The organism is Rheinheimera sp. (assembly GCF_030690345.1).
Lineage (GTDB): Bacteria > Pseudomonadota > Gammaproteobacteria > Enterobacterales > Alteromonadaceae > Alishewanella.
Map to the genome: position 1 here is coordinate 14,353 of NZ_JAUYGV010000001.1, position 24,536 is coordinate 38,888.

Consider the following 24,536-nt stretch of genomic DNA (forward strand, 5'->3'; position numbering starts at 1 on the left):
TTCGAATTGTAACAAAGCTCGTCACGGTAGCGGCCACTTTGCGTTACAGCCGGTTGTGATTTTGTGATGAATCAAGTACAAAGAATTATTGTGAACGCAGGAATTAACCATGAAAACACTACTATTAGCAGTTGCGCTCGGTACTTGTTCTGTTCTCGCGTACGCCAAAGCGCCTATCGGCATCGTGATCCACGGCGGCGCCGGTACTATCAGCCGTGACAGCATGAGCGCGGCGCAGGAGCAGGCGTATCACGCTATGCTGACACATGCGGTTAATCAGGGTTATGCGGTGTTAGAGCGCGGTGGTTCCAGCCTGGATGCTGTCACTGCGGCGGTTATCGTACTGGAAGATTCGCCGTTGTTTAATGCCGGTAAGGGCGCGGTGTATACCTTTGATGAAAGCCATGAACTGGACGCCTCTATTATGGATGGCCGTAACCGCAATGCCGGTGCTGTCGCCGGGGTAAGCAACGTAAAAAACCCAATTTTGCTGGCGCGGGCAGTAATGGAGAAATCGGTGCATGTAATGTTGGCCGGCAAGGGCGCAGAACAGTTTGCTAAAGAGCAGCAGTTAGAACTGGTAGATAACAGCTATTTTAACACTGAATTTCGCTATGACGCTTTAAAGCGGGCGAAACAGGCGATAGCACCGCAGCCGCATCAGGCGGCGGTGCCTTATGATCCGGCATGGAAAATGGGCACGGTAGGCGCAGTAGCGATAGATAAAAAGGGTAACCTGGCAGCCGCGACATCAACCGGGGGCATGACGGCCAAACGTTATGGCCGGATTGGTGATGCGCCTGTTATTGGTGCCGGTAACTTTGCCGATAATAAAAGCTGTGCAGTATCGGCAACCGGCCACGGCGAGTTTTTTATCCGCTATCAGGTGGCCGCCGATATCTGTGCCAGAGTGAAATATCAGAACAAAACAGCTGCTGTGGCGGCAAAAGAAGTGATGGCCGAACTAAAAAAAGTGGGCGGTGATGGCGGTGTTATCGTGGTCGACCAGAAAGGCCAGCTTAGCTGGACCTTTAACACCGAAGGTATGTACCGCGCATTAAAAGCCGAAGGCGGCGAAGTGATCAGCGAAATCTTTGCCACCAAACCGTAATTTTGCGGCAAAGCGGTTAAATTCGGCTAACCTTAACACGAGCCTGATGCTCAGTAACATAGTGCAGGGGGAAGCATGGATTTACTCAAAGTGGCAGATTATATGAACCGCTATCCGGTTACTTTTAGTGCGGATATGCCGGTTGAAATGGCTGTTGATCGGCTGATTAAAGGCCGCCAAACCGGCGGACCCGTTATTGATGAACACAAAAAAATTATCGGATTTATCTCCGAGCAGGATTGTTTGCAGCGCATGCTGATGTCAACTTACCATGATCAACAGGCCTCAAGAGTCGCTGATGTGATGAATCCGGCGGTGTTAACGGTAAAAGGTTATGATGGCATTATCGATTTAGCGCAAATAATGTTAAAAGCCAAACCAAAATTGTATCCGGTAGTGGATGACGATGGCTATTTACTCGGTATTATTACCCGCTCGGATGTGCTGGGTGCCATAGATAAAGAACTACATTCGCATTATCGTAAGGTAGGCTAGCGTAAGCGCTGGATTTTTACCTGCTGCTCTTGGTAGCATGGCGCCCTCTGTTAACGAGGGCGTTGTTTTGTCTGAAGCTGTTATCTCCGTATCTGATCTTATTTCCCGCATTCCCGCTTGTCTGTTAAAAGACCAGTTTCGCCTGCGTCGGCGTTTGCACAATTGTAAAAATCTGCCTGATAGCAGCAAAACCGTGCAGTTGCAGCGCATAGCCGCGGATATTACGCGTTCAGAGGCACAGCGCACTGCCAGGCTGGCTGCGCTACCTAAGGTAAGCTATCCGCCACAGCTGCCGGTATCGGAAAAGAAAGACGATATTAAAGCCGCCATTGCTGCCAATCAGGTGGTGATTATTGCCGGGGAAACCGGCTCAGGTAAAACCACGCAAATTCCGAAAATTTGCCTTGAGTTAGGCCGTGGCGTGGCCGGTATGATAGGCCACACCCAGCCGCGGCGCTTAGCCGCGCGCAGTGTCTGTGATCGTATCGCCGAAGAGCTGCAATGTCAGGTGGGTAACCAGGTCGGCTATAAAATCCGCTTTGGCGATCACACCAGCGACAATACTTTCGTCAAGCTGATGACCGACGGTATTTTGCTGGCTGAAATTCAACAAGACCGCTTTTTAAACCAATACGACACCTTAATTATTGACGAAGCGCACGAGCGCAGCCTGAATATCGACTTTTTGTTGGGTTACCTAAAACAGCTGTTGCCGAAACGGCCGGATCTAAAGCTGATTATTACCTCGGCCACCATTGACCCGCAGCGCTTTTCAAAGCACTTTTTTAATGCGCCGGTGATTGAAGTATCCGGCCGTACTTTTCCGGTAGAAACCCGCTACCGGCCGGTAAGCGAGCAGGATGACAAAGACGCCGACCAGCTGCAGGGTATTTTTGATGCAGTAGACGAGCTATACCGCGAGCCGCCGGGCGATATTCTGATTTTCTTAAACGGCGAGCGTGAAATTCGCGACACCGCCGATGCACTGGAAAAGTTAAAACTGCCGCACACCGAAGTACTGCCGCTGTATGCCAGATTAAGTGCGGCCGAGCAAAACCGTATCTTCCAAAGCCACGCCGGCCGGCGCATCGTGCTGGCCACCAATGTGGCCGAAACCTCGCTGACAGTGCCCGGTATTCGCTATGTGATCGATCCCGGCACCGCGCGCTTATCACGCTACAGCTATCGCTCCAAAGTACAACAGTTACCGATAGAAGCCATCAGCCAGGCCAGTGCCAACCAGCGTAAGGGCCGTTGTGGCCGGGTAGCCGCCGGTATTTGTATCAGGCTGTACAGCGAAGACGATTTTAACGGCCGGCCGGAATTTACCGATCCGGAAATACTGCGCACCAATTTAGCCTCGGTGATTATGCAAATGCTGGCGCTGGGCCTGGGTGATATTGAAGCCTTTCCTTTTCTACAAAAGCCGGACAGCCGTTTTGTTAACGATGGTGTAAAGCTGCTCGAAGAGCTGGGTGCTATTCCGTTAAATCGCAATAAGCAGGGCCTGCAGCTAACGGAACTGGGTAAAAAGCTGGCGCGTTTACCAATAAATCCACGTCTGGCGCGGATGGTGCTGTTTGGCGCTGACAACGGTGCATTGCATGAGTTGTTGGTGCTTGCCGCTGCGCTGTCCATTCAGGATCCACGTGAGCGGCCGTTAGATAAACAGCAAAAAGCCGATCAGTGTCATGCCCGTTTTGCTGACCCGGACTCAGACTTCGCTGCCTGGCTTAAGCTGTGGCAATACCTGCAGGAGCAACAAGAGCAGTTAAGTAATAACCAGTTTCGCCGTTTGTGCCGCCAGGAGTTTTTAAACTACCTGAGGGTGCGCGAATGGCAAGATCTTACCGGTCAGCTTACCCAGCTTATGCAGGAGCAGGGCTATCAGCAAAACCAGCAAACGGCCGGCTATCAGGCCATTCACCAGGCAGTGCTAAGTGGCTTGCTCGGTCAGGTTGGTTTTAAAGACTCAGAAGCCGATTATTTAGGTCCGCGGCAAACGCGGTTTTATGTGTTCCCTGGCAGCCATTTATTTAAGCGCAAACCCAAATGGGTAGCGGCAGCGGAGTGGGTAGAAACCAGCAAGCTGTATGCCCGTACCCTGGCCAAAATTGAACCGGAATGGATAGAACCACTGGCAGAGCATTTGGTAACGCGCAGTTACAGCGAACCGCACTGGGAGAAAAAACGCGGCGCTGTTATCGCTTATGAGCAGGTCAGTTTGTACGGCTTGGTTATCGTGCCCAAGCGCGCGGTGCTGTACAGCAAAATAGACCCGGCAGTGTGTCATACGCTGTTTGTGCGCGAAGCGCTGGTGAACCAGGAGCTGGGTACTAACGACAGCTTTTTACAGCATAACCAGCGCTTAATTGATGATGTGACTGCGCTGGAGGAGAAATCACGCCGGCGCGATATTCTGGTTGATGAAGATACCCTGGCGGCGTTTTATCTTCAGCGCGTGCCGCAGTGGGCGAATAACCGGATAGATTTTGCCAAATGGTGGAAGAAAAAGCGCAGCGAAGATGCGTCTTTTCTTAACTTTGACCCCGATAGCCTGCTGAACCGCGATGCCAGTGATATTACTGCGGATAAATTTCCCGAAAGCTGGCGTCAGGGCAATTTAACCCTGCCGCTGGAATACCATTTTGCGCCCGGCGAGCCGGACGATGGTGTCAGCGTGATCATTCCGCTGGCGCTGTTAAATCAATTGGACGATAACGGCTTTGACTGGCTGATCCCGGCGCTGCGCCACGAGTTGCTGGTGGCATTAATTAAATCATTGCCCAAGCAATACCGGCGTAATTTTGTGCCGGCACCCAATTATGCCGATGCGTTAATGCAAACGCTGAACCCGGACGACGGTAAGTTGCTTGAGGTCATCACTTCGCGCTTAAAGCGGATGTCCGGCGTCACTATTCCGGAAGATGCCTGGGATCTAACCAGCCTGCCGCTACATCTAAAAATGAACTTTAAAGTGGTGGATGACAAAGGCACCACCTTGCAGCAAGGCCGCTCGCTGAGTTTGCTAAAGCAAGGTTTACAGGGCGAAGTGCAACAAAGCTTAAGCCAGGTGGCCGAGCAGGGCATAGAGCAGGATCAATTAACGCAGTGGAGCTTTGGCCAACTGCCGCGCGAATACGTTAAATTGCAGGCCGGCTATGAAATTAAAGCCTTTCCGGCCTTAGTGGATGAGCGTGATTCTGTGGCAATAAAGTTGCTGGATAACCCGCAACAGGCACTGGAAACAACCAAACAGGGGCTGCGGCGCTTATTGCTGCTGAATATTCCGTCACCGGTAAAATACCTGCAGGAATCGTTACCGAATAAAGCCAAGCTGGGCTTGTACTTTAACCCCTTTGGCCGCGTGTTGGAGCTGATTGACGATTGCATCGCTGCCGGCGTTGATGCCTTAATAGCCCAAGGCGAGCTGCCGCAAAATGAACAAGATTTTACTTTGCTCAGAGAGAAGGTGCGCGCAGAGCTTGGTGATGCCGTGCTGGCGATAGCGCTGAAAGTAGAACAAATTTTAACCCTGTGCCATGACATCCAAAAGCGCTTAAAAGGCAAAGTTGATTTAGCCCATGTGCAGTCACAAGGCGATATTAAACAGCAACTGAATGAGCTGATTTTTAAAGGCTTTGTCAGCAGCCATGGCGCCGCACGGTTGGACGATATACTGCGTTATTTACAAGCCATGCAAAAACGGCTGGAAAAACTGCCGGTTGATCCACAGCGCGATCGCTTATTGATGCACGAGTATCAAAAAGCCTTTGACAGCTATAATAACCTGTTAGGTAAATTTGCCGGCAGCAAGATATTGCCTGAGCCGGTGCAGGCGATTTACTGGATGCTGCAAGAGCTGAAAGTGTCTTTACATGCCCAGCAATTAGGCACACCTTATCCAATTTCGGTGAAGCGCGTGTTGCACGCTGTGCAGGAAATTAAAAGCTGAATTAAACGCAGAATAATATTAGTAAATACGCAGAGTGGTCGCTTTCACTCAGCGGTAAGCAAGTTAATAGCCACGGCAGATTGGGCCAGTGCTCAGCAAGCTTTACATGGACAGGGGAAAGTTCTATAACTAGCAGCTGACGTTGCGAAGGGGGACGCTATGCTAACAAAAGGCGATAATCGGCATTATTTCAGGATGATGGTCAATGCCGAAGTTAAATTAATGATCAATGATCCGGAAGCCGGACGGGTGCTGGACGGTATTTGCCGTGATCTCAGTGCGTCCGGTATGTCAGTCGATGTAGATGAGCCGCTGGAGATGGGCACTTTGATCCGTGTCCGGCTGGAATCCGCCAATGCCAGTGTGCCGCCGTTGGATGCCAGTGCGAAGGTGATGCGCTGCAGCCAGGAAAGCGAAGACAGCTATCAGCTGGGGTTGGCTTTTATGGATCTGAATTAAGCGATTGAAAAAGTACACTGTTGGCTGTGTCAGCAACAAATAAAAAAGCAGCGTCAGCTGCTTTTTTATTGCGCAAATTGCGTCGTATAGTGTCGGTTACTGTTGGTTAAAGCGTACGTTAAAGCTAACCGGAACTAACGGCTCAATACTTTTAAGCCCGGCTAACTCTTGCAGTTTGGCTAGGCCGGCGGTTAACTTAAAGCTGTTAGTGTTCAACATCAGGGGCGCTGCTGTTACTGCCTGCAATGTATTGGCGCTGAGTTTGGTAACGCGCAGTTTGGCATTGAGTGTCATCGTTTCTGTCGCTATGGTAACGGCCAGCGGCAGCTCGAGTAATATACTGTCGCCAGGCGTCAGTTTGGCTACCGCCGCCTGTTTCAGCTCTGCCGATGCGGTGATGGCAGCAAATTGCTCTGCCTGTAATACATATTGCCAAATGCGCTCGTTACGGATTGGGATCAGCGTGTCCATGCTGTTTACCGCAATGCTTACGGTAACGGTATTACCGTCCCAGTTGCCGCTGAGCTGGTTAAACTGATGCGTTTCTGCCACTAACTCATTTTTTACCGACACGAAATGCAAACCGGATTGGCTGTTATCCAATGTCCAGTTAGCAGCGGTGGCGACGCTGCTGCTCAGTGCCAGCGCCAGTGCGAATACTTTCATAACTTGCTCCAATCATAGTGCCAATCGTAGTGATAGTGTCAGCATACCTTAAGCAACGGCTGACACCAAATCTTTGACTTTAATAGATTTTACATACCAGACCCTTTAAGTAACTGCCCTCCGGGTAAAAGCTGGCGATGGGGTGGTCGCTATCCTGGCTCAGTTTTTCGATAAACAGACAGTCGCGTTTAGCGTCAATGGCAGCATCGGCAACAATTTTCTGGAACAGACCGTCTTCCATCAGGCCGGAGCAGGAAAACGTCAGTAGCAAGCCGCCCGGTTTTACAATTTGCATCGCCACCATATTTATATCTTTGTAACCGCGGCAGGCGCCCATCAGCTGGGCTTTACTGTCGGCAAACTTTGGCGGGTCCAGGATCACCATATCAAATTGCTTACCTTGCTCGCGGTACTGGCGCAGTAATTTAAACACGTCAAATTTTACGTTATCAATTTTTGATAAATCGAGCTGATTCAGTTCCGCATTCTTTAAGGCGGTATTAAGCGCCAATTCGGATAAATCGGCATTAGTGACCGCCACCGCTCCACCTTGCAAGGCTGCTACGCCAAAGGTGCCGGTATAGCTAAAGCAGTTCAGCACGGTTTTATCTTTGGCATAACGTTTGGCGGCAGCACGGCTGGCGCGTTGGTCCAGATAAAAACCGGTTTTATGGCCCTGTATTACATCAACCAGCAGTGACATGCCGTGTTCTTTAACAATCACTTCGCCGTGCTCGCGTGGTAAATGCAACCAGCCGGTTACCGGCTTTAAGCCCTCTTTTTTGCGCACATCCACGTCAGAGCGCTCGTAAATACTGTGATCCGGGAATAACTGTATCAGCGCCTGTACTATTTCGTTGCGCCAGCTATCAGCACCGGCCGACAACAACTGACACACCAGCACTGTATCGTACTTATCAATGGTGACGCCCGGTAAGCCATCAGACTCTGCCGCCACGACGCGCAGGCCGCTGGTGTGGTTTAAATCAAATAGCTCAGTGCGTAGCTGCCAGGCGCGGGCAATACGGCGCTGAAAAAACGCCGCATCGATGTGCTCTTGCGGGTTAAAACTCCATACTCTGGCGCGAATTTGCGACTCGGCCGAATAGGCAGCATAGCCCAACCATTCGCCCTTGCTGCTGACTACCTCAACCGTTTGGCCATTAGCCGGATTGCCACTGATATGCTTTACTGCTTTAGAAAAAATCCACGGGTGTAACCGCTTTAACGACTTTTCCCGCGTTTCCTGCAAGGTTAAGCGCGGTAAAGCAGATTGGGTAGATGATACTGAAGGCTGGTTCATGGGCATTTTCACACTGTGCTAGACTAAAGGCCGCATTGTAGAGAAGCGCTGCACAAAGCTAAAGCAGAATTTATGCAGCCAACCAATTCGCTAAGGAGTTACCTTTGGCCACTATTCCATCCACTATGCAGGCAATTGCGGTTGTTAACGCCGGCAAAGACAGCACTTTGCGGGTAGAGCAGCGCCCCGTGCCGCAGCCTTCGGCCGAGCAACTGTTGGTAAAGGTGGCGGCAGCCGGTATTAACCGTGCCGATTTAATGCAGCGTCGCGGTTTGTATCCGCCACCTGCCGGTGATAGCGATATTTTAGGCCTGGAAGTGGCCGGTATTGTAGTGGCGGCGGGGCCGCAGCATAAAAGCTGGCTCGGTAAAGCCGTGTTTGGCCTGGTACCGGGCGGTGGCTACGCAGAGTATGCCTTGCTGAATGCCGGCCATGCTATGGCGGTACCGGCCGGTTACAGCATGGCCGAAGCTGCTGCCTGTGCAGAGGTGTTTCTCACCGCTTATCAACTGTTGTTTAGTATCGGTGCTTTGCAAAGCGGCCAGAAGGTGCTTATTCATGCCGGTGCCAGTGGTGTGGGTACGGCAGCAATTCAGCTGGCAAAAGCGGCTGGTGCTGTGATCGCGGTAACGGCCAGCAGCGATGACAAATTGGCCGCCTGCAAGGCTCTGGGAGCAGAGGTACTGCTTAATTACACCACAGCTGCCTTTGAACAGGAACTGGCCGCACAGTGGCCGGACGGGGTGAATTTGATACTGGATCCGGTAGCCGGTGAGTACATAAGCCGTGAAATTCCGCTGCTGGCCATGGATGGCAAAATTGTGCTCTATGCCATGATGGGCGGGCGGGAGATACCGCAGCTGGATTTATCAATGTTATTTAAACGCCGTGGTCAGCTGATTTGCTCCACATTACGCAATCGCAGTAATAAGTATAAAACCGCGTTGACGCAGGCGTTTTGCAATGCATTTGGTCAGGCATTGGCACACCGGCAAATCGCGCCTGTACTGCAGCAGCAATTTAAGCTGCACCAGGCTGAGCAGGCACATCAACTTATGGCATCTAACCAGACTGTCGGGAAACTGGTACTAACACTTTGATCAGCTGGCAAAATTTTAATGCTCAGATAGACTGAATATAAAACAGTAACCAGCCTTCAGTAGCCACAAGGACGCGTTATTCAGATGTCTACAGGTACCATTGGAAAATCAACCTATAGTAAGCAGGTGGCGTCGCTGATCAATCGCATCAGTGACAATACGGCAGTAGCCGACTCTTTGTATGAACAGGCCACGGCTTGTTTTATCCAGATGGTGGCGCAGCAAGCTGAAAAAACCGAACTGGCGCAGCAAGTGTATCTGTTTGAACACCGCCAGCAGCAGGTAGATAAGCGCGATCTGGCCCAGGTTGAGCGCAGTTTGAATCAAGCCAGAGGCGAGCAGCAGACCTTTGTGCAGGCGCGCTCTGAAGAAGCCTTTGTACGTTTCAGTGCGCTGAAAAAACTATGCCAGGACACTCTGGCGCTGTGTCAGGGTGAGTCGGAAGAAGAGACCCGTGTGAATAGCGCAAAAATGCTGGGCACTATTCAGTTGCTGTCGCCGACAGAAGGTAAGCTGGTTGCCGCCGCTAACCAGAAAAGCAAACATTTGTACAAAGCGCTGTTAAGCCTACGCTTGCTGGATAAACTGCTGGCTGATGGCGAGCTGAATAACCCCTATGTACAGCAGCGCATAGCGGCACAGCGTAAAGCCGACAGTAAAGACGAATATCAGCCGTTTCGTGATGACGTACAAATTCCGTTGGTCATGGCGGCGTTGTTACAGGATATTGGTACCTGTCACCCTGACGCGCAGGCAATTTTAAAAGGCGCACAAGGTGAGCAAGACGAGTTTCGGGTGCTGGAAAACGACGAGCGCATCGCCTTATTGCAAATCAGTTACCGCGAAAGTTTAAAGTACCTGAGTGAAGGGCTGGGTGCCGACAGGTACAACGGTAACTCAAAAGAGGAGCGCGATAACCTTGTTAAGCGCGATGCAGAGCGTCGCGCTTTTATCTTAATGCTGCTGAAAAATGCTATTAAGCCGGAGCATGGTATTGGCAATATTTTGAAAATTCCGCAAATTTATACCTCAGTGGTGCTATCGACTAAAAGCAGCTTTGCTTATGATACTTTGCCCAAGGTGACCCTGGTGCTGGAAAAAGGCGTAGAGAAGGGCGTTTACAGCAAGGTAGCGGTAGATGCACTAATCAGTATTACCGGGGTATTTCCACAGGGTTTTGGTGTGACCTACATTCCGAAAGACTCTGACCGGCAAGACCTCGACCGCTATGAATACGCTATTGTTACCGCGCTGTATCCGGCCGATATCCGCCAACCGGTGTGCCGTATGGTTACCCGTAACCTAACCTATAACGTTTCGGCCATGGGCTGCGTGGTCAGTGTGGAGAATAATTTGTATTATCCGCAGGCACGTAAAAAGCTGGAGCGCATCAGCGAAGAGCGCTTGTTGGAAATCTTAAGCAAACTGGTATCCAATTTTGAAGAGCGCAAAAATATGTCGCTGCTACCCAAATGCTGGCACCCTGACGAGTATTTCTCTTTTGTTAAAAATCAAAACCTGTGGAATAAAGTGGTGATGCACAATAACTAAACCGGCTTAGCCGGTTTTATCAGGCCCGGTTATGATAGTTGTATCGGTTGACGCCGGGTTGTCTGCTGCGTCGCTCTGTGCAGTAACCTCAGGCTCTGCCGCTGGTGCCACGTCAAAACTGTCATCAGTTCTTTCCCACTCGATATCTTCATCATAGCCGGCAGGAACTTGTTGCCTGGCAGCCTGAAACTCTTCATCGCGCATCTGGGTCAATACGGTTTCTTCATCTACCCTGGGATCGAGTGCTGCCGCCAGAGGCGATGACACCAGATCGCCCGAGCCCATTTTAAACTGCGCATTTTGCTGCTCGTCCATCATACGTTTTACCTGCTTCTGCGTGTAATTCACTCTGAGTAGCCGCAGGAACAACGTAAAAGCACAGCAACTGATAAAGGCATACAACATGGCCGGGCCAATTAACTGCATTAACGCGGAGGCCAACAAAGGGCCAAAACAGGCGCCCAGGCCAAAGGTCAGCAATATTGTCGCTGACAATGCCACCCGATCATTTTGCTCAACATTCTGGTTAGCAAAAGCTGAGGCAATGGGATACAGCGTAAAGGCCAATACACCATAGCAGAAGGTGGCAAACAGCAGCGCTATACCAGACAGCGGCAGCAGGGCAATCAGCAGCGTCAGTATCGTCAGCGCCGCAGCATTAAAACGCAAAATACGACTGCGTGGAATGCGGTCAGAAATTTTGCCCATTGGCCATTGCGCCAGTAAGCCCGCCAGAATTGTCATCGACATAAACAATGTTACCTGCTCTGTCGGCATGCCTTTGCTGGCGGCATACGCCGGTGCCAGGCCATAAAACGAACCAGCCATCATACCGGCGACCGTAATGGCAGTCAGTGATTGCGGCACCAGCCGCCAAAACGCCATAATTTGCAGCGGAGCCGGTTGCAGCGGTGCCGGGTGAATGCGTTTCGTCAATGCTATTGGCACTATGCACAGCGAGTAACACATGCTGATGATCAGCAGCGGCGCCGTGCCAAGCTCAGGGAACTGACTCAGCATCAGCTGGCCGCCAATCATGCCAAGATACGAAGTGATCATATAAAAGGCAAACACGGTACCACGCTGCGAGCTTTCGGTTTGCTCGTTCAGCCAGCTTTCCAGCACCATATACTGGCACATCATGCCCATGCCGACGATAACGCGCATCACCAGCCAGATTTCCAACTGCGACGTCAACACATGCGTCATGGCGCAGGCACTGACAATAGCCGCGCTGGCGACAAAGGCGCGGATATGGCCAACCCTGGCAATAACCTTATGGCCCAGCTTGGACCCCAGCACCAGGCCAAGGTAGTAGCAGGACATCAAGGCGCCAATCCAGATAGAATCGACTTCTTGCTGTGCCAGCGATAAACCCAGGTAGGTTGATAACGAACCCTGGGCCACCAGCATCAGCAAGGTGGTTAAAAATAGCGCAGTAAAACTGCGGTAAGGGTGTTTACTGGACATCCGTTGCCTTTTAAAAAAACCAGGCAGCCAAGGCTGCCTGACTACTTACTTCACCCGCATACCTGGCTGGGCGCCGTCATCCGGAGATAAAATAAACAAGTCGCTGCCGCCCGGGCCTGCGGCTAATACCATACCCTCGGATAAACCAAAGCGCATTTTGCGTGGTGCCAGGTTGGCGACCATCACGGTTAAGCGGCCTTCGAGTTGCTCCGGGCTGTAAGCCGATTTAATGCCGGCAAACACCTGGCGTACTTCACCGTCGCCGATATCCAGTTGCAGTTGCACCAATTTATCGGCGCCTTCTACCGCGCTGGCTTTAATGATTTTAGCCACGCGCAAATCAATTTTGGCAAAATCATCAATGCTGATGGTATCGCTGATCGGTTCGCGCTCTGTGCTTGGGGCTTTTTCTGCTTTAACAGCCGCTTTAACCGGTGCTGCGGTTTGTGGCTGCAGGTTGTCTTTCGAGGCTTCCAGCATAGCAGTGACTTTTACCGGGTCAACCCGTTGCATCAGCGCTTTAAATGGGTTTATGGCGTGACTAGTTAACGGCTGCTGATAGTTGTTCCAGTTCAGTTCGCTGTTTAAGAAGGCTTCAGTTTCTGAGGCCATTAACGGCAATACCGGCTTTAAATAATGCATTAATACGCGGAACAGGTTAATGCCCATTGAGCAGACGTCATGCGCTTCTTGCTGTTTGGTGTCATCTTTTACCAGCACCCAGGGCGCTTTGGCGTCAATGTACTGGTTGGCTTTATCGGCCAGCGCCATAATATCGCGGATAGCGCGGGCAAATTCGCGTTTTTCAAAGCTGTCGGCGATGCTGTCCCCTGCGGCGGTAAACTCTGCCAGCAGGGCAGGTTCAGCTACAGTGGCAGCTAACTTGCCGTCATAGCGTTTGCTAATAAAACCGGCACAGCGGCTGGCGATATTTACTACCTTACCGACTAAATCGGCATTCACTTTTTGGCTGAAATCATCCAGGTTTAAATCCAGATCAATAATGCTGCTGCTAAGCTTCGAGGCAAAGTAATAGCGCAGGTATTCCGGGTTCAGATGATCCAGATAAGTACGCGCCTTAATAAAGGTACCGCGCGACTTTGACATCTTGGCGCCGTTTACGGTAACAAAACCGTGGGCGAAAATGGCATTGGGTTTGCGCATACCGGCGCCGTGCAGCATAGCCGGCCAAAACAGACTGTGAAAATAAATAATGTCTTTACCGATAAAGTGATACACCTCGGCGTCGGAATCCAACTGCCAGAAGCTGTCAAAATCGATACCGGTTTTATCACACAGGTTTTTAAAGCTGGCCAGATAGCCGATGGGCGCATCTAACCAAACATAGAAAAACTTGCCAGGCGCATTGGGTATTTCAAAGCCGAAGTAGGGCGCATCACGGCTGATATCCCACATTTGCAGGCCGTCTTTAAACCATTCCTGCAGTTTATTGGCCATCTCTTCCTGTAAGCTGCCGCTACGGGTCCAGTCTTGCAACATCTGGCTAAAGGCCGGTAAATCAAAGAAATAATGCTCAGAGTCTTTTAATACCGGCGTAGCGCCAGATACCACAGAGCGGGCATTTTTTACTTCGGTCGGGCTGTAGGTGGCACCACAGACATCGCAGCTGTCGCCGTTTTGATCCAGCGCGCCGCATTTGGGGCAATCGCCTTTAACAAAACGGTCGGGCAAAAACATCTGCTTTTCCGGGTCGAACAGCTGGCTGATCGTTTTGCGCTTAATGTAGCCGGCATCATTGAGTTTATTATAAATCTGGCTGGCAAACTCGCGGTTTTCATCGCTGTGGGTAGAGTAGTAATTGTCAAAGCCAATGCCGAAACCGGCAAAATCGGCCTGGTGTTCAATATTGGTTTTGGCAATCATTTGCTCGGGCGTAATGCCTTGTTCCTGCGCTTTGAGCATAATGGGCGTGCCGTGCGCATCGTCGGCGCAAACGTAATAACATTCATGGCCACGGGCCTTTTGAAACCGGGCCCAGATATCGGTTTGAATATATTCCAGTAAGTGGCCCAAATGGATAGGGCCGTTGGCATAGGGTAAAGCGCTGGTAACAAGTATTTTGCGTGTCGACATTAAGCGGTGCTCTTTTGCATAAATAACTGAAAAAATTTCACTAAATGATACACTAGCCGCCATCGATCCGCACCCGCCCGGGCGCGGATCTGCTAAAAAAACGTGTTAACGCCTGAATTTGGAACTTGCTGATGTTTAACTGGTTTAAATCTGCCAAAACCGATGCTTTGCCTGAAGCCGCACAGCAGTTGCTACAACACTGGCAACTGCCCGATAGCGGCGCGCCGCTGGCGTTATTACTCGATAGCGTTCGCCTGCAGAAAAACAAGCTGACTATCAGCTTAAAACTGCCGCTGCTATCCATAGCGCAGCCGTTGCAGCAGGCGCTGGCCGATGCAGGGTTTAATTACCAGTTAACGCTGGATTACCGGCTGACAACAGCGCCGGTGTTTAAACAAATTAAGCAGATTATTCTTATTGCGTCGGGTAAGGGCGGGGTGGGCAAATCCACCACAGCCGTTAATCTGGCGGCGGCGCTGGCGCTGGAAGGCGCTAAGGTGGGCCTGCTCGATGCCGACATTTATGGCCCGTCAATCCCTACAATGCTGGGGCTTAGCGGTGAGAAAATCAGCTCGCCGGATAATAAACTGATGCAGCCCAAGTTTGCCCATGGCGTGTATCTGCAATCTATCGGCTTTTTGGTTGACCCACAGCAAGCCTCGGTATGGCGCGGTCCTATGGCCAGCCAGGCGCTGTTGCAATTACTGAACGAAACACTGTGGCCGGAGCTGGATTATTTAATTGTTGATATGCCGCCGGGCACCGGTGATATTCAGCTGACTATGGCGCAAAAGCTGCCGGTAACCGGTGCGGTAGTGGTAACCACACCGCAGGATGTGGCGCTATCGGATGCAGAAAAAGCCATCAGTATGTTTCGCCAGGTCAATATTCCGCTGCTGGGCCTGGTGGAAAATATGAGCTTTTACCAGTGCAGCCACTGTGGCAGTACGGATGATATTTTTGGTACCGAAGGCGGCATCTTATTAGCTGAGCGCTACCAGGTGCCGGTGCTGGGCCAGTTACCACTGCAAAAACATATCCGCGAGCAGGCTGATGCCGGGGTGCCGGCGGTGCTAAAACAGCAGCCAGTGGCGCAAATTTACCGTACAATCGGCCGGCAATTAATGCTGGCATTGCATTGGCATGCTGCTGCGCAGCAGGTAAGCCAACCTGAAATAATAATAACGGACGATTAAGATGAGACTGTGTGACCGCGATATAGAACGCTATTTAGCCGAAGGTAAAATTAGCATTACCCCGTTACCGGACGCCGACATGATAAGCGGCGTTAGTGTCGATATTCGCTTAGGCAATAAATTTCGCGTATTTGTCGCCCATACGGCTGCTTATATTGATTTAAGCGGCCCGCGCGCCGAAGTGGATAAAGCGTTAAACAGCGTAATGAGCGATGAAATTTATATCGCTGATGGCGATAAGTTTATTTTACACCCGGGCGAGCTGGCACTGGCAATGACGCTGGAATCGGTCACCTTGCCAGATGATATCGTTGGTTGGCTGGACGGCCGCTCGTCATTAGCGCGGCTGGGTCTGATGGTGCATGTTACCGCGCACCGGATTGATCCGGGTTGGTCCGGCAATATCGTGCTGGAGTTTTATAACAGCGGCAAGCTGCCCCTGGCGCTTCGGCCACAAATGAAAATTGGTGCGCTGAACTTTGAGCTGATGACAGGCCCGGCTGAGCGGCCATACAACAAACGGCTGGATGCGAAATATCAGCAGCAAACCGGTGCTGTCGCCAGCCGTATTGGCCATGACGATAAAGGCTGAGGCCATGTTACCGGCTTAAAAAGTAAAAAGCCCACGCAGAGCGTGGGCCAAAAGCTATAAAGCAAAAATGAAGCGGGATGATTATGCAATAAAGCTGCATAGCTTGGCAATATCAGTCTGTTAAATATTTGCTGCTTTGTACTGTTTTATGTTCTGTGTCGATTTTAATCCAAGGAGGAGTGCCGTGACGGCTGGCAGCATTATCCGCTTACTTAGTCTGGCTGCTATCTGGGGCGCGTCTTTTCTGTTTATGCGCCTTGCGGTACCGGAACTGGGCCCTGCCTGGTTGATGTTCGGCCGCGTACTGCTGGCCTCGTTGTTTTTGGCGTTAGTGGCGCTGGCGTTTAAGCGCAGTTTGCCGATCCGGCAATATGCCGGGCATTTTATGCTACTGAGCTTCTTTAACACCGCCTTACCGTTTTTATTATTTGCCTGGGCGGCACAAACCCTCACCGCATCCTTGTTGGCTGTGCTTAATGCTACGGCACCGCTCTGGGGCGCATTAATAGGCTGGTTGTTCTTTCGCCAGCCAATGTCGGCGAAAGTGGCGCTGGGTTTACTGCTCGGTATTACCGGTGTGGCCATATTAGTGGGTTTTGATGCGGTGCTGGCCGATAGCGCAGCACTGCCTGCCATTGCAGCCGCTGCCGCGGCAGCCTGTTGTTATGGTATTGCCACCTGGTATACCCGGCTGGCCAAGCCGGTGCCGGCCTTTATTAATGCCCATGGCAATATGTGGGGCGCTACGTTATGGTTGTTACCGCTGCTGTGGTTTATTCCGTTGCCGGTGGCGCAGCCGGCAACACAAAGTTTACTGGCGGTAGTGGCGTTGGGCGTAATATGCACCGGCGTGGCTTATATGCTGTATTTTCGTTTGGTGCAGGATTTAGGCGCTACGCCGACACTAACAGTTACTTTTTTAATTCCGGTGTTTGGTGTGTTGTGGGGCCACCTGTTTTTAAATGAAACTATTGGCTGGCATACCCTGGCCGGTGCAACAATTGTTATTGCCGGCACTATGCTGGTTACCGGTTTTAGCCTGAATTCATTACGCGCTGCAGCAGCGCCTGTTAAGGAGTAAATATGAAACTGTACGGTTCGCAAACCTCACCCTATGTGCGGCGGATCCGCTTGGTACTGGCGGCAACGCCACATGAGTTTATTAACCTGAACATTTTTGCCGGCACCGACCGCGAAACCCTGGCGGCGATTAATCCGGCGCTGCGTATTCCGATGTTAGATGATGACGGCCAGCTGGTTTTCGACTCCGGCGTAATATACCGTTACCTGGCGCCTAAGTTGGGTTTAGCAGCGCTAAGTTGGTATCAGGAAAACCAGCTAACAGTGATTAACGCGGTAAATGACTCTTTAGTAATGTTGCTGCAGTGCAGCCGTAGCGGTTTTGACACCAATGACGACAAACTGTTTTTTAACTTGCAGCGTGAGCGGGTGGCAACCTCGTTATTTGTGCTGGAGCAACAAGCGGCTAATGGCGAGTTTGCCAACTGGGATTACGTTGCCATGGCGTTATACAGCTTGGTGGACTGGACCTTGTTCCGTGAACTGCTGGAATTTGATGATTATCCGGCGCTACTGGCATTCGTTGCGCAAAACAAAGCGCAACCGATGATTAAAGACAGCGATCCACGCCTGGGGTAAACAGGCGCAGGCCGGAATTACTGTGCTGCTTTTAGCAGCACAGGTTCAATTAACACACTTTGTTCTGCATCTGACAGCCAAATCTGGCCTTCGCTGATATTGCATTGCAGGTTCATATTGCGGCTTACCAGTTTAGCCATCTGTGCTACCGCGGCCTCATCAATTTCCAGCACGCACAAGTTTTGGTAGCGCTGCAGTGCTTGCTGATTATTCTTCCACCATACCGGCACACTGCGACCACCATAGCAAAACAGTTGCACTTGTTTGGCGCGGCCGGCGGCTTTGCGCAGCCATTTTTCATCGCTTTGGCCAAACTCCACCCACAGGTTAATCTCGCCGCTGAGGGTTTTATCCCACAACTCCGGCTCGTCGTCTTCGGCACTTAAGCCTTTGGTAAAGGCCAGGCTATCGCTGGCATTCATAGCAAATGCCAATAAGCGTACCATCATGCGTTCATCATTTTCTGACGGATGCTGCGCCAGTGTCAGGCTGTGATCCTGATAATAGTGCCGGTCCATATCGGCAATTTGTAACTGTACTTTAAATACTGTGGCTTTAAGTGCCATAACCCAACTCGCTAACGGTATAAAGGCGGCGAGTGTAGCGCGAAGCCGGCTTGCACTCAATTTAACTGTTTGCCAACGCGGCCGCTGCCATCGCCGGACAAACTGCGCTATGCTGTGGTAAAACAAAGATAACTAACTGAGTTAGCGCGCAAATGTCTGAATTTGATTTTGATATGGTGCAAAACTTTTTAATCGCGCTGTTATTGGGTGCGTTGGTGGGCATTGAGCGCGAAAAGCACCGCCGTGACGAGCATCCGAACAGCTTTGGCGGTTTGCGCACCTATATTTTGTTTGCTCAGGCCGGCGCCGTGTCGGCCTGGTTGTCTATTCATTTGCAATCGCCGTTGCTGTTCGTTATTACGGTGTTAGTGGTGGCGTTAGCGGTGCTGACAGCCTATATCCTGGAGAACCGGCATAACCCGACGGCGCTGGGCTTAACCAGCGAGATAAGCGCTATTACGGTATGTCTGCTCGGCGGTGCCATTATGTTTGGCTACGCTGAACTGGCCGTTATGCTGGGTATTTTAACCTCGGCTATTTTAACCTTTAAACAGCCGCTGCATGGCCTGGTAAGTAAGCTAGGAACGGATGATTTGTACGCCGGGCTTAAACTGCTTATCGCCAGCTTTATTGTACTGCCGCTGTTGCCAAACGCAGCTATAGATCCCTGGCAAGCGCTTAATCCTTATAAACTCTGGTTGTTGGTGATCTTAATTTCCTCCATGTCGTTACTGGGTTATGTCGCAGTGCGCTGGCTCGGTGCGGCGCATGGTGCTGTCGTCACCGGCATCAGCGGCGGTTTGGCGTCTTCAACCGCTGTTACTTTAAGCTTTGCACGCAGCAGCAAAATGGAGGGCGACCCACTGGCCGCCGATACCCAGGCGTGCGGTGTGTTACTGGCCTGGCTGGTGATGTTTATCCGCGTGCTGGTAACCATCAGCATTGTGTATCAGCCTTTACTGGCGCACTTATGGTTGCCGTTTAGCGTTATGGCCGGGGCGACGGCGGTAATGGCGGCGATTTATTACCGCCGTGGCAGCGCACGCTATCAGGCGCCGCAGCAAAGTGCAGTAAAAGTAACCAACCCGTTTAGCCTGGTTGCGGCTATTAAATTTGGCGCTTTGTTCGCCGTTATCTTATTGCTGGTAAAATTAACCGAACAGTATGCCGCAGCCGAAGGCTTGTATCTGCTGGCCGCGGTGGCGGGGATGACAGATGTCGATGCGATAACCTTATCTATGGCGGAATATGCCCGTGGCTCAGCCAGCAGCGTAACGTTGGCGGCAGGTGCCATTACCGTGGCGGCACTGAGCAATACCCTGGTAAAGTGTGTTCTGGTATACACCTTGGGTGGTAAGGCGCTGGCGCACAAACTGCTTGCAGCTACGCTGGTAATACTGACGCTGGGTACGGCGGTATTGCTGTTTAGCTAGCACGCTTCAGGCTGGATTAAGCCCGGGCCTGTTCAGATGGCGCAATAATGTAAATTCCGGAGTTATTATGCTAAAGCAAAGCCATGTTGTGTTGTCTGTATTGCTGTTGGTGTCGACCGCGCCGGCAATGGCAGCCACCGTGCTGACAGATAAAAATTTGGACCAGTTTGAAGCCATGATACCCAAGCTGCAGCAACTGGAGCAAAGGCCGCAAAACAAGCAATTTAATTTGCAGCAACATTGCGACTGGCCGCGGCATTACCGCGAGCTGAGTGCACAGGAAAAAGACAGTAATTATCAGGCACAAATAGAGCAACTGGTAAAACAGCACGGTTTTACGCCGCAGCAATTTGTTGAGCTTAGCGCCAAAGTTAGCTGGCCGGTGCTGCACAGTGTACAACCTATGCTGGATGTGTCGCGCCAGGCGTTAATGTTTTTGCCGGCCGCACAGCGTGAAAAGGCAGAGCTGGCCATTAACCAGGGCCAACAGTATCATCAAACGTTAAGCGGTTGCTTAACAGACGACGATAAAACGGCGTTAGCTAAGCACCATGACCGCATTATGCAAATAGCCAAACGGCTGGGTGGTGTAGAGCAGATATTACCGCCCGGCATGTTAAACGCAGGGGGCAAATAGCACTTCTGACAATACCGCCTGATCGTGGTACATTTAGGAACAGTCATTAAACTGTCAGCATAAGATGCTGTTATGTGTCAGTGGCTGTCCACACAAGTTAATCTCCATAAAATCAGCAAAATAAGGTTATCAGATGAGCGTTTGTCGTTATTTTTCCGCCGCGGTGGTCTGTGCGGCTGTGGTATGCAGTGGCACGGTATCAGCGCAGCAAGCTGCCCCGCAGGGGTTTTTATACGGTGTGGGTATTGGGGTAAATCAGGAGATTTACCGTGGTTACAGTAACCGCACTATACCCTTGCCGATACTGGGATATCGCGGCGAAAAATTATCCGTCTACGGCCCTTTTATCAGTTACAAGCTGCTGGAGCTGGGCAATATCAGTTTCAGCGCCAAACTGGCGCCGCGTTTTGCCGGGTTTGATCAATCAGACAGCAGTGTGTTTAGCGGTATGGCTAAACGTAAAGATTCTCTCGATGGCGGTATTGGCGTGCAATTACGTCAGCAAGATTGGCTGTTGGAGGCCGACACCGTATTTGATCTGTTAGGTAATTCTAACGGCCGGGAATCGAAACTGGCGGTGGGTTACAGCTACCGTTTTGCTGCTGTGGTTATAGAGCCGAAATTTGGTATCAGCTACTCCGATGGCAAGTTGGTAAATTACTACTATGGCGTGCGTGAGAACGAAGCCACCGCTGAGCGTGCGGCATACAAAGCCGGCGGTGCGGTTAACTATAATGCCGGTTTATCCCTGAGTACGCCGCTGTTTTTCGGCGGTATGACGAGGTTTGGCATCGAGCACCACTGGTATGGCAGCAGTATCAGTGACAGCCCGCTGACCGACCGTGATACCGGGCTATCAGCGTTCTTATCCTGGTCGACCTTTTTCTGATTTTTCTCTGAGTTAGCGGCGTAAGGCCTGCACTAATTGGTGCACGGCCTGCAGCTGCATACCATCTTTGGTGGCATAGTCCGCGCCGGTGTAACCCCACCAATCCCAACAGGCGTTGGGGTTAAACGGGTTCATACTGCTGGCTGTGGTTTGTGGATACAGCACCACCAGCTGGTTGGTATCGGCATAGTTATTCAGTCCGCTACCGCTGACATAGGCCTCACCAACACTTTGCGCATTTTGCTTACAGCCATGAAAGCTGACATGCAGCCGGCAGGGCTGGCCGTCGGCGCAGCTTTGCGGTACATACAGGTAACCGGTTTCCGCCAGGGTGTCTTTTGCTGCCGCCGATAACTGATGCTGATTAATCTGCAGCAAGCTCCCGGCGGCTTCTGTGCCGGCCGGCTGCAAGTTGCCCAGCAGATGTGTTAACAGTTCGCCTGTTGCATCATAATCACAAGCAGCGAGAAAAGGCGACTCAGAAAGCTCACAGCTTGCTGTGTAGGGCCGCTTTGTCGGAAAGGTATGGCCAAAAGGCTTATCATTTATCAGCGTTAAATTTTCCGGTTTCAGCCACTGCTGATACTGGCTGTGCAGCGCCAGCGCCAGTTTAGGGTGTACAGTGGCATCTTTGCTGCCATGAAAAATCCACACTTTATCACCGGCAACTGCCGAAAGCGGTGCCAGCTTAGCGGCGGCACGTTGTGTCTCAAGGTATTGGTTGATGCTGCTAAGATCGGGCTGGCTGCTGTCTTTATTAAAACAATGCTCCAGCGCCAGGCCTAAGCTGTTTTGTGCACAATACACCGGTCCGCCTGCCAGCATAGCTACACCATCGACCTGCTCTGCAAAAGCTAAATGGTACTGGCCGGCAAAATAAGCGCCGCTGGATAAGCCGGACAGAGTAATAGTGGGGTCGAGTTTGAGTATAGGCAGCGTTTCTGCCGCATGTAATGGCTGGCTAAGTGCTGTAGCCGTCAAACAAGCTAATATAAGCGGGCGCATGGCAACTCCTGGCAAAAGTGATAGTCTGTTGTACCATGACAAAATAAAACCGCCGCTACAATAAGGCTTTAGTACAGCTTGTGAAGGGTTGTCGCAACGGCAGATTAAGGAGAAAGTTAATGGCAGAGGGGAACAACAGTCAACATAAGGAGTTGCCGGATGAGCACGTTGACCCGTTAATTAAACATTTACACCGCGTGATACGGCAATGTGTGCGCGTGCTGGCTGTATTGATGGTCGCGGTAATTATCTGGGGTATTGGTGATGTACTTTATGTATTGTATCAGCGCCTTATTACGCCGCCGATGTTTCTGCTTAATATCAATGATATTTTTTATACCTTCGGTGCTTTTATGGCAGTTTTGATCGCGATAGAAATCTTTATTAATATCCGTTTGTATCTGGAGTCAAACGACTTTCCGGTAAAACTGGTTGTCGCTACGGCATTAATGGCAATAGCCCGCAAAGTTATAGTTCTGGATATTGAGAAACTGACGCCGGATTACATCTTGGCTATCGCGGCCACGGTGTTCGCGCTGGGTGTAACATACTGGTTGTTACACAAAGAGCATAAAAAGCCGGACCGGTTATAACCACTTTCACACACAGAGTTTTACCATCTTTTAATAGCGGATCACTTTTGCCACGCCGCGTGAGCGCGGATCGGCTACCGCAGTCACCTTGCCGTTAGTGACTTGTATCGCCTGAATATCGCCAAGGCTCCAGCCTTGCGTCACCAGGTTATAGCCTTTGGCGCTAAGTTCGGCCTGCACTTCTGTTGATAGCGGGGCGTAGGGCTCCATGGTAATTTGATTTTCCGGCAACAGCTGATGGTGAAAGCGTGGCGCGGCAACAGCCTGTGCCAGTGGCATGCCAAAATCATACAAATTTGTCATCACCTGGAAAATGGAGGTGAAAATAGTTGAACCGCCGGGCGTGCCGATAACCAGCTCTACTTTGCCATCTTTAACCAGCAAGCTGGGCGTCATTGACGACAGCATCCGTTTACCCGGCGCAATAGCATTGGCATCACTGCCCACTACACCAAAAGCATTGGGCACGCCGGCTTTGGCGGAAAAATCGTCCATTTCGTTGTTTAATAAGAAACCGGCGCCTTCTACTACCACGCCGCTGCCAAAATCCAGGTTCAGTGTATAGGTGTTTGATACCGCGTTACCGTGTTTGTCCAACACGGAAAAATGCGTGGTGTGATAACCTTCTAACCCCGGCTGCACTGCCTTGGTAGCTGAAATGGCTTTGGCATTTATTTCGGCGGCGCGCTTATCTAAATAGCTGCTGTCCAGCAGTTGTTGCTGCGGCACTGTGGTGAAATCCGGATCGCCCAAATAATCGGCACGATCGGCAAATACGCGTTTTTCAATTTCCGCTATTAAATGCACATACTGCGTACTGTTTAGTGTAACGCCGCTAAAATCTGCCGCACGGCGTTGCTTCAGCGCCAGTAGTTGGCTCAGGGCGATGCCGCCGGAGCTGGGTGGGGCCGTGGTAACCAGCTGATAATCGAGCCATGACGTTATTACCGCTTCTCGCCAACCGGCTTTGTAAGCGGCTAAATCGTTCATGCTGATCAGGCCGCCACCGCGCTGCATTTGTGCCACCAGCAGTTTAGCGGTTTCGCCCTGATAAAAATCGGCCGGGCCGTGTTCGGCGATACGGTTAAGTGTGGCTGCCAGCTCCGGTTGGCGAAAATTTTTGCCGGCTTGCATAGCGCCAAAGTAATCGGCAAAGTTAGTTTTACCTTCCAACTGGCTGAGTAAATCCGCCCGGTATTGGTATTGGTTGTCTGCTACGGTAAAACCGCTTTGCGCATAGTGCACTGCCGGCTTTACCAGCTCAGCCCAGGGCAGGCGGCCAAAGCGCTGATGCGCTTGCCACAGGCCCATAACAGTGCCCGGCACGCCGCTGGCCTGATGGCCAATTAAGCTTAAATTCTCAATGACTTGCTTTTCTTCATCCAGATACATATCACGATGGGCCGCAGCGGGCGCGATTTCGCGGTAATCCAAAAAGTAAGCTTTACCATCAAACCACAGCGTCATAAAACCGCCGCCGCCAATATTACCGGCCTCAGGGTAGGTAACCGCCAGGGTAAAGGCGGTAGCCACAGCGGCATCTACCGCATTACCACCACGGCGTAATATTTGCTCTGCTACTGCTGCACCATATTGATCCGGCGACGCTACAGCGCCGCTGCCAGCCGGGTTAGCCGGTGTTGCCGCGATGCTGCAGGTTAACAGCAGGGTAAACAAGGTACAGGTAAGACGAAATAGCATAACCGGCTCCAATTTGTGCAAAGTTCATTTCTACCCCGGCCGCGTCGCAAATACAAGTTAT

General features: G+C 51.2%; 21 protein-coding genes. 14 read left to right on the forward strand and 7 right to left on the reverse strand.

Going from position 1 to position 24,536, the window contains the following annotated elements:
• Window positions 1-109: 109 nt before the first annotated feature.
• The 4 genes from Q8O77_RS00065 to Q8O77_RS00080 all read left to right on the forward strand — a co-directional run bounded on the left by Q8O77_RS00065 (window position 110) and on the right by Q8O77_RS00080 (window position 6,020).
• Window positions 110-1,111 carry an isoaspartyl peptidase/L-asparaginase family protein gene (locus tag Q8O77_RS00065; RefSeq protein ID WP_305550566.1) on the forward strand — a complete coding sequence of 334 codons (1,002 nt, stop codon included), beginning with the start codon at window positions 110-112 and terminating at the stop codon, window positions 1,109-1,111.
• Between the two features lie 75 nt (window positions 1,112-1,186).
• On the forward strand, window positions 1,187-1,606 hold the full coding sequence (locus tag Q8O77_RS00070) for a CBS domain-containing protein (protein WP_305550568.1): 420 nt from the start codon (window positions 1,187-1,189) through the stop codon (window positions 1,604-1,606).
• Window positions 1,607-1,643: 37 nt separating this feature from the next.
• Window positions 1,644-5,561, forward strand: coding sequence for an ATP-dependent RNA helicase HrpA (hrpA, locus tag Q8O77_RS00075; protein WP_371133426.1), 3,918 nt, complete (start codon window positions 1,644-1,646; stop codon window positions 5,559-5,561).
• Between the two features lie 159 nt (window positions 5,562-5,720).
• Entirely contained in the window at window positions 5,721-6,020 is a 300-nt protein-coding gene (locus tag Q8O77_RS00080; RefSeq protein ID WP_305550572.1) for a PilZ domain-containing protein, read from the forward strand.
• Window positions 6,021-6,116: 96 nt separating this feature from the next.
• On the opposite strand, the gene Q8O77_RS00085 is transcribed toward Q8O77_RS00080, so the two are convergent.
• Both Q8O77_RS00085 and Q8O77_RS00090 read right to left on the reverse strand, forming a co-directional pair.
• The gene (locus Q8O77_RS00085; RefSeq protein ID WP_305550573.1) at window positions 6,117-6,686 is read right to left on the reverse strand and encodes a YceI family protein; all 570 of its coding nucleotides are present in this window, start codon (window positions 6,684-6,686) and stop codon (window positions 6,117-6,119) included.
• A 79-nt stretch (window positions 6,687-6,765) separates the two neighbouring features.
• The gene (locus tag Q8O77_RS00090; protein ID WP_305550574.1) at window positions 6,766-7,989 is read right to left on the reverse strand and encodes a class I SAM-dependent rRNA methyltransferase; all 1,224 of its coding nucleotides are present in this window, start codon (window positions 7,987-7,989) and stop codon (window positions 6,766-6,768) included.
• A gap of 104 nt (window positions 7,990-8,093) precedes the next feature.
• Here Q8O77_RS00090 and Q8O77_RS00095 point away from each other — a divergent pair, with 104 nt between their 5' ends.
• Window positions 8,094-9,089: an NAD(P)H-quinone oxidoreductase gene (locus Q8O77_RS00095; protein ID WP_305550575.1), complete on the forward strand. Its 996-nt coding sequence runs from the start codon at window positions 8,094-8,096 to the stop codon at window positions 9,087-9,089.
• An 84-nt stretch (window positions 9,090-9,173) separates the two neighbouring features.
• On the forward strand, window positions 9,174-10,640 hold the full coding sequence (locus Q8O77_RS00100) for a hypothetical protein (protein ID WP_305550576.1): 1,467 nt from the start codon (window positions 9,174-9,176) through the stop codon (window positions 10,638-10,640).
• Between the two features lie 6 nt (window positions 10,641-10,646).
• Here the strand turns inward: Q8O77_RS00100 and Q8O77_RS00105 are convergent, their stop codons facing one another.
• Both Q8O77_RS00105 and metG read right to left on the reverse strand, forming a co-directional pair.
• Window positions 10,647-12,110, reverse strand: a complete 1,464-nt coding sequence (locus Q8O77_RS00105) for an MFS transporter (RefSeq protein ID WP_305550577.1) — start codon at window positions 12,108-12,110, stop codon at window positions 10,647-10,649.
• Between the two features lie 45 nt (window positions 12,111-12,155).
• Window positions 12,156-14,204, reverse strand: a complete 2,049-nt coding sequence (gene metG, locus Q8O77_RS00110) for a methionine--tRNA ligase (RefSeq protein ID WP_305550578.1) — start codon at window positions 14,202-14,204, stop codon at window positions 12,156-12,158.
• 131 nt (window positions 14,205-14,335) lie between these two features.
• On the opposite strand from metG, the gene apbC reads away from it, so the two are divergent.
• The 4 genes from apbC to Q8O77_RS00130 all read left to right on the forward strand — a co-directional run bounded on the left by apbC (window position 14,336) and on the right by Q8O77_RS00130 (window position 17,651).
• Window positions 14,336-15,400, forward strand: a complete 1,065-nt coding sequence (gene apbC, locus Q8O77_RS00115; protein ID WP_305550579.1) for an iron-sulfur cluster carrier protein ApbC — start codon at window positions 14,336-14,338, stop codon at window positions 15,398-15,400.
• Between the two features lies 1 nt (window position 15,401).
• Complete coding sequence (dcd, locus tag Q8O77_RS00120) at window positions 15,402-15,992, forward strand: dCTP deaminase (protein ID WP_068238172.1); 591 nt, start codon at window positions 15,402-15,404, stop codon at window positions 15,990-15,992.
• A gap of 184 nt (window positions 15,993-16,176) precedes the next feature.
• Window positions 16,177-17,073, forward strand: a complete 897-nt coding sequence (locus Q8O77_RS00125; RefSeq protein WP_305550582.1) for a DMT family transporter — start codon at window positions 16,177-16,179, stop codon at window positions 17,071-17,073.
• Window positions 17,074-17,075: 2 nt separating this feature from the next.
• Complete coding sequence (locus tag Q8O77_RS00130; protein ID WP_305550584.1) at window positions 17,076-17,651, forward strand: glutathione S-transferase family protein; 576 nt, start codon at window positions 17,076-17,078, stop codon at window positions 17,649-17,651.
• Window positions 17,652-17,668: 17 nt separating this feature from the next.
• On the opposite strand, the gene Q8O77_RS00135 is transcribed toward Q8O77_RS00130, so the two are convergent.
• Entirely contained in the window at window positions 17,669-18,217 is a 549-nt protein-coding gene (locus Q8O77_RS00135) for a YaeQ family protein (RefSeq protein ID WP_305550586.1), read from the reverse strand.
• A gap of 152 nt (window positions 18,218-18,369) precedes the next feature.
• Between Q8O77_RS00135 and Q8O77_RS00140 the strand changes: the two genes are divergently transcribed.
• The 3 genes from Q8O77_RS00140 to Q8O77_RS00150 all read left to right on the forward strand — a co-directional run bounded on the left by Q8O77_RS00140 (window position 18,370) and on the right by Q8O77_RS00150 (window position 21,176).
• Entirely contained in the window at window positions 18,370-19,650 is a 1,281-nt protein-coding gene (locus Q8O77_RS00140; protein WP_305550588.1) for an MgtC/SapB family protein, read from the forward strand.
• Between the two features lie 67 nt (window positions 19,651-19,717).
• Window positions 19,718-20,287 (forward strand): hypothetical protein, encoded by a 570-nt coding sequence (locus Q8O77_RS00145; RefSeq protein ID WP_305550590.1) that lies wholly within the window; start codon window positions 19,718-19,720, stop codon window positions 20,285-20,287.
• A 133-nt stretch (window positions 20,288-20,420) separates the two neighbouring features.
• On the forward strand, window positions 20,421-21,176 hold the full coding sequence (locus Q8O77_RS00150; RefSeq protein WP_305550592.1) for a MipA/OmpV family protein: 756 nt from the start codon (window positions 20,421-20,423) through the stop codon (window positions 21,174-21,176).
• Window positions 21,177-21,188: 12 nt separating this feature from the next.
• On the opposite strand, the gene Q8O77_RS00155 is transcribed toward Q8O77_RS00150, so the two are convergent.
• Window positions 21,189-22,181, reverse strand: a complete 993-nt coding sequence (locus Q8O77_RS00155) for a PHB depolymerase family esterase (protein WP_305550594.1) — start codon at window positions 22,179-22,181, stop codon at window positions 21,189-21,191.
• A 119-nt stretch (window positions 22,182-22,300) separates the two neighbouring features.
• Here Q8O77_RS00155 and Q8O77_RS00160 point away from each other — a divergent pair, with 119 nt between their 5' ends.
• Window positions 22,301-22,774, forward strand: a complete 474-nt coding sequence (locus Q8O77_RS00160) for a phosphate-starvation-inducible PsiE family protein (protein WP_305550596.1) — start codon at window positions 22,301-22,303, stop codon at window positions 22,772-22,774.
• A 30-nt stretch (window positions 22,775-22,804) separates the two neighbouring features.
• On the opposite strand, the gene ggt is transcribed toward Q8O77_RS00160, so the two are convergent.
• A complete protein-coding gene (gene ggt / locus Q8O77_RS00165) occupies window positions 22,805-24,475 on the reverse strand; it encodes a gamma-glutamyltransferase (RefSeq protein WP_305550597.1) in 1,671 nt (556 codons plus the stop codon).
• Window positions 24,476-24,536: the final 61 nt, after the last annotated feature.

What these genes read in the sequence shown, in the direction of transcription:
- Q8O77_RS00065 (WP_305550566.1), top strand. Translation starts at nt 110, where the DNA reads ATGAAAACACTACTATTAGCAGTTGCGCTCGGTACTTGTTCTGTTCTC.
- Q8O77_RS00070 (WP_305550568.1), top strand. Translation starts at nt 1,187, where the DNA reads ATGGATTTACTCAAAGTGGCAGATTATATGAACCGCTATCCGGTTACT.
- hrpA (WP_371133426.1), top strand. Translation starts at nt 1,644, where the DNA reads ATGGCGCCCTCTGTTAACGAGGGCGTTGTTTTGTCTGAAGCTGTTATC.
- Q8O77_RS00080 (WP_305550572.1), top strand. Translation starts at nt 5,721, where the DNA reads ATGCTAACAAAAGGCGATAATCGGCATTATTTCAGGATGATGGTCAAT.
- Q8O77_RS00085 (WP_305550573.1), bottom strand. Translation starts at nt 6,686, where the DNA reads ATGAAAGTATTCGCACTGGCGCTGGCACTGAGCAGCAGCGTCGCCACC.
- Q8O77_RS00090 (WP_305550574.1), bottom strand. Translation starts at nt 7,989, where the DNA reads ATGAACCAGCCTTCAGTATCATCTACCCAATCTGCTTTACCGCGCTTA.
- Q8O77_RS00100 (WP_305550576.1), top strand. Translation starts at nt 9,174, where the DNA reads ATGTCTACAGGTACCATTGGAAAATCAACCTATAGTAAGCAGGTGGCG.
- Q8O77_RS00105 (WP_305550577.1), bottom strand. Translation starts at nt 12,110, where the DNA reads ATGTCCAGTAAACACCCTTACCGCAGTTTTACTGCGCTATTTTTAACC.
- metG (WP_305550578.1), bottom strand. Translation starts at nt 14,204, where the DNA reads ATGTCGACACGCAAAATACTTGTTACCAGCGCTTTACCCTATGCCAAC.
- apbC (WP_305550579.1), top strand. Translation starts at nt 14,336, where the DNA reads ATGTTTAACTGGTTTAAATCTGCCAAAACCGATGCTTTGCCTGAAGCC.
- dcd (WP_068238172.1), top strand. Translation starts at nt 15,402, where the DNA reads ATGAGACTGTGTGACCGCGATATAGAACGCTATTTAGCCGAAGGTAAA.
- Q8O77_RS00130 (WP_305550584.1), top strand. Translation starts at nt 17,076, where the DNA reads ATGAAACTGTACGGTTCGCAAACCTCACCCTATGTGCGGCGGATCCGC.
- Q8O77_RS00135 (WP_305550586.1), bottom strand. Translation starts at nt 18,217, where the DNA reads ATGGCACTTAAAGCCACAGTATTTAAAGTACAGTTACAAATTGCCGAT.
- Q8O77_RS00140 (WP_305550588.1), top strand. Translation starts at nt 18,370, where the DNA reads ATGTCTGAATTTGATTTTGATATGGTGCAAAACTTTTTAATCGCGCTG.
- Q8O77_RS00145 (WP_305550590.1), top strand. Translation starts at nt 19,718, where the DNA reads ATGCTAAAGCAAAGCCATGTTGTGTTGTCTGTATTGCTGTTGGTGTCG.
- Q8O77_RS00150 (WP_305550592.1), top strand. Translation starts at nt 20,421, where the DNA reads ATGAGCGTTTGTCGTTATTTTTCCGCCGCGGTGGTCTGTGCGGCTGTG.
- Q8O77_RS00155 (WP_305550594.1), bottom strand. Translation starts at nt 22,181, where the DNA reads ATGCGCCCGCTTATATTAGCTTGTTTGACGGCTACAGCACTTAGCCAG.
- Q8O77_RS00160 (WP_305550596.1), top strand. Translation starts at nt 22,301, where the DNA reads ATGGCAGAGGGGAACAACAGTCAACATAAGGAGTTGCCGGATGAGCAC.
- ggt (WP_305550597.1), bottom strand. Translation starts at nt 24,475, where the DNA reads ATGCTATTTCGTCTTACCTGTACCTTGTTTACCCTGCTGTTAACCTGC.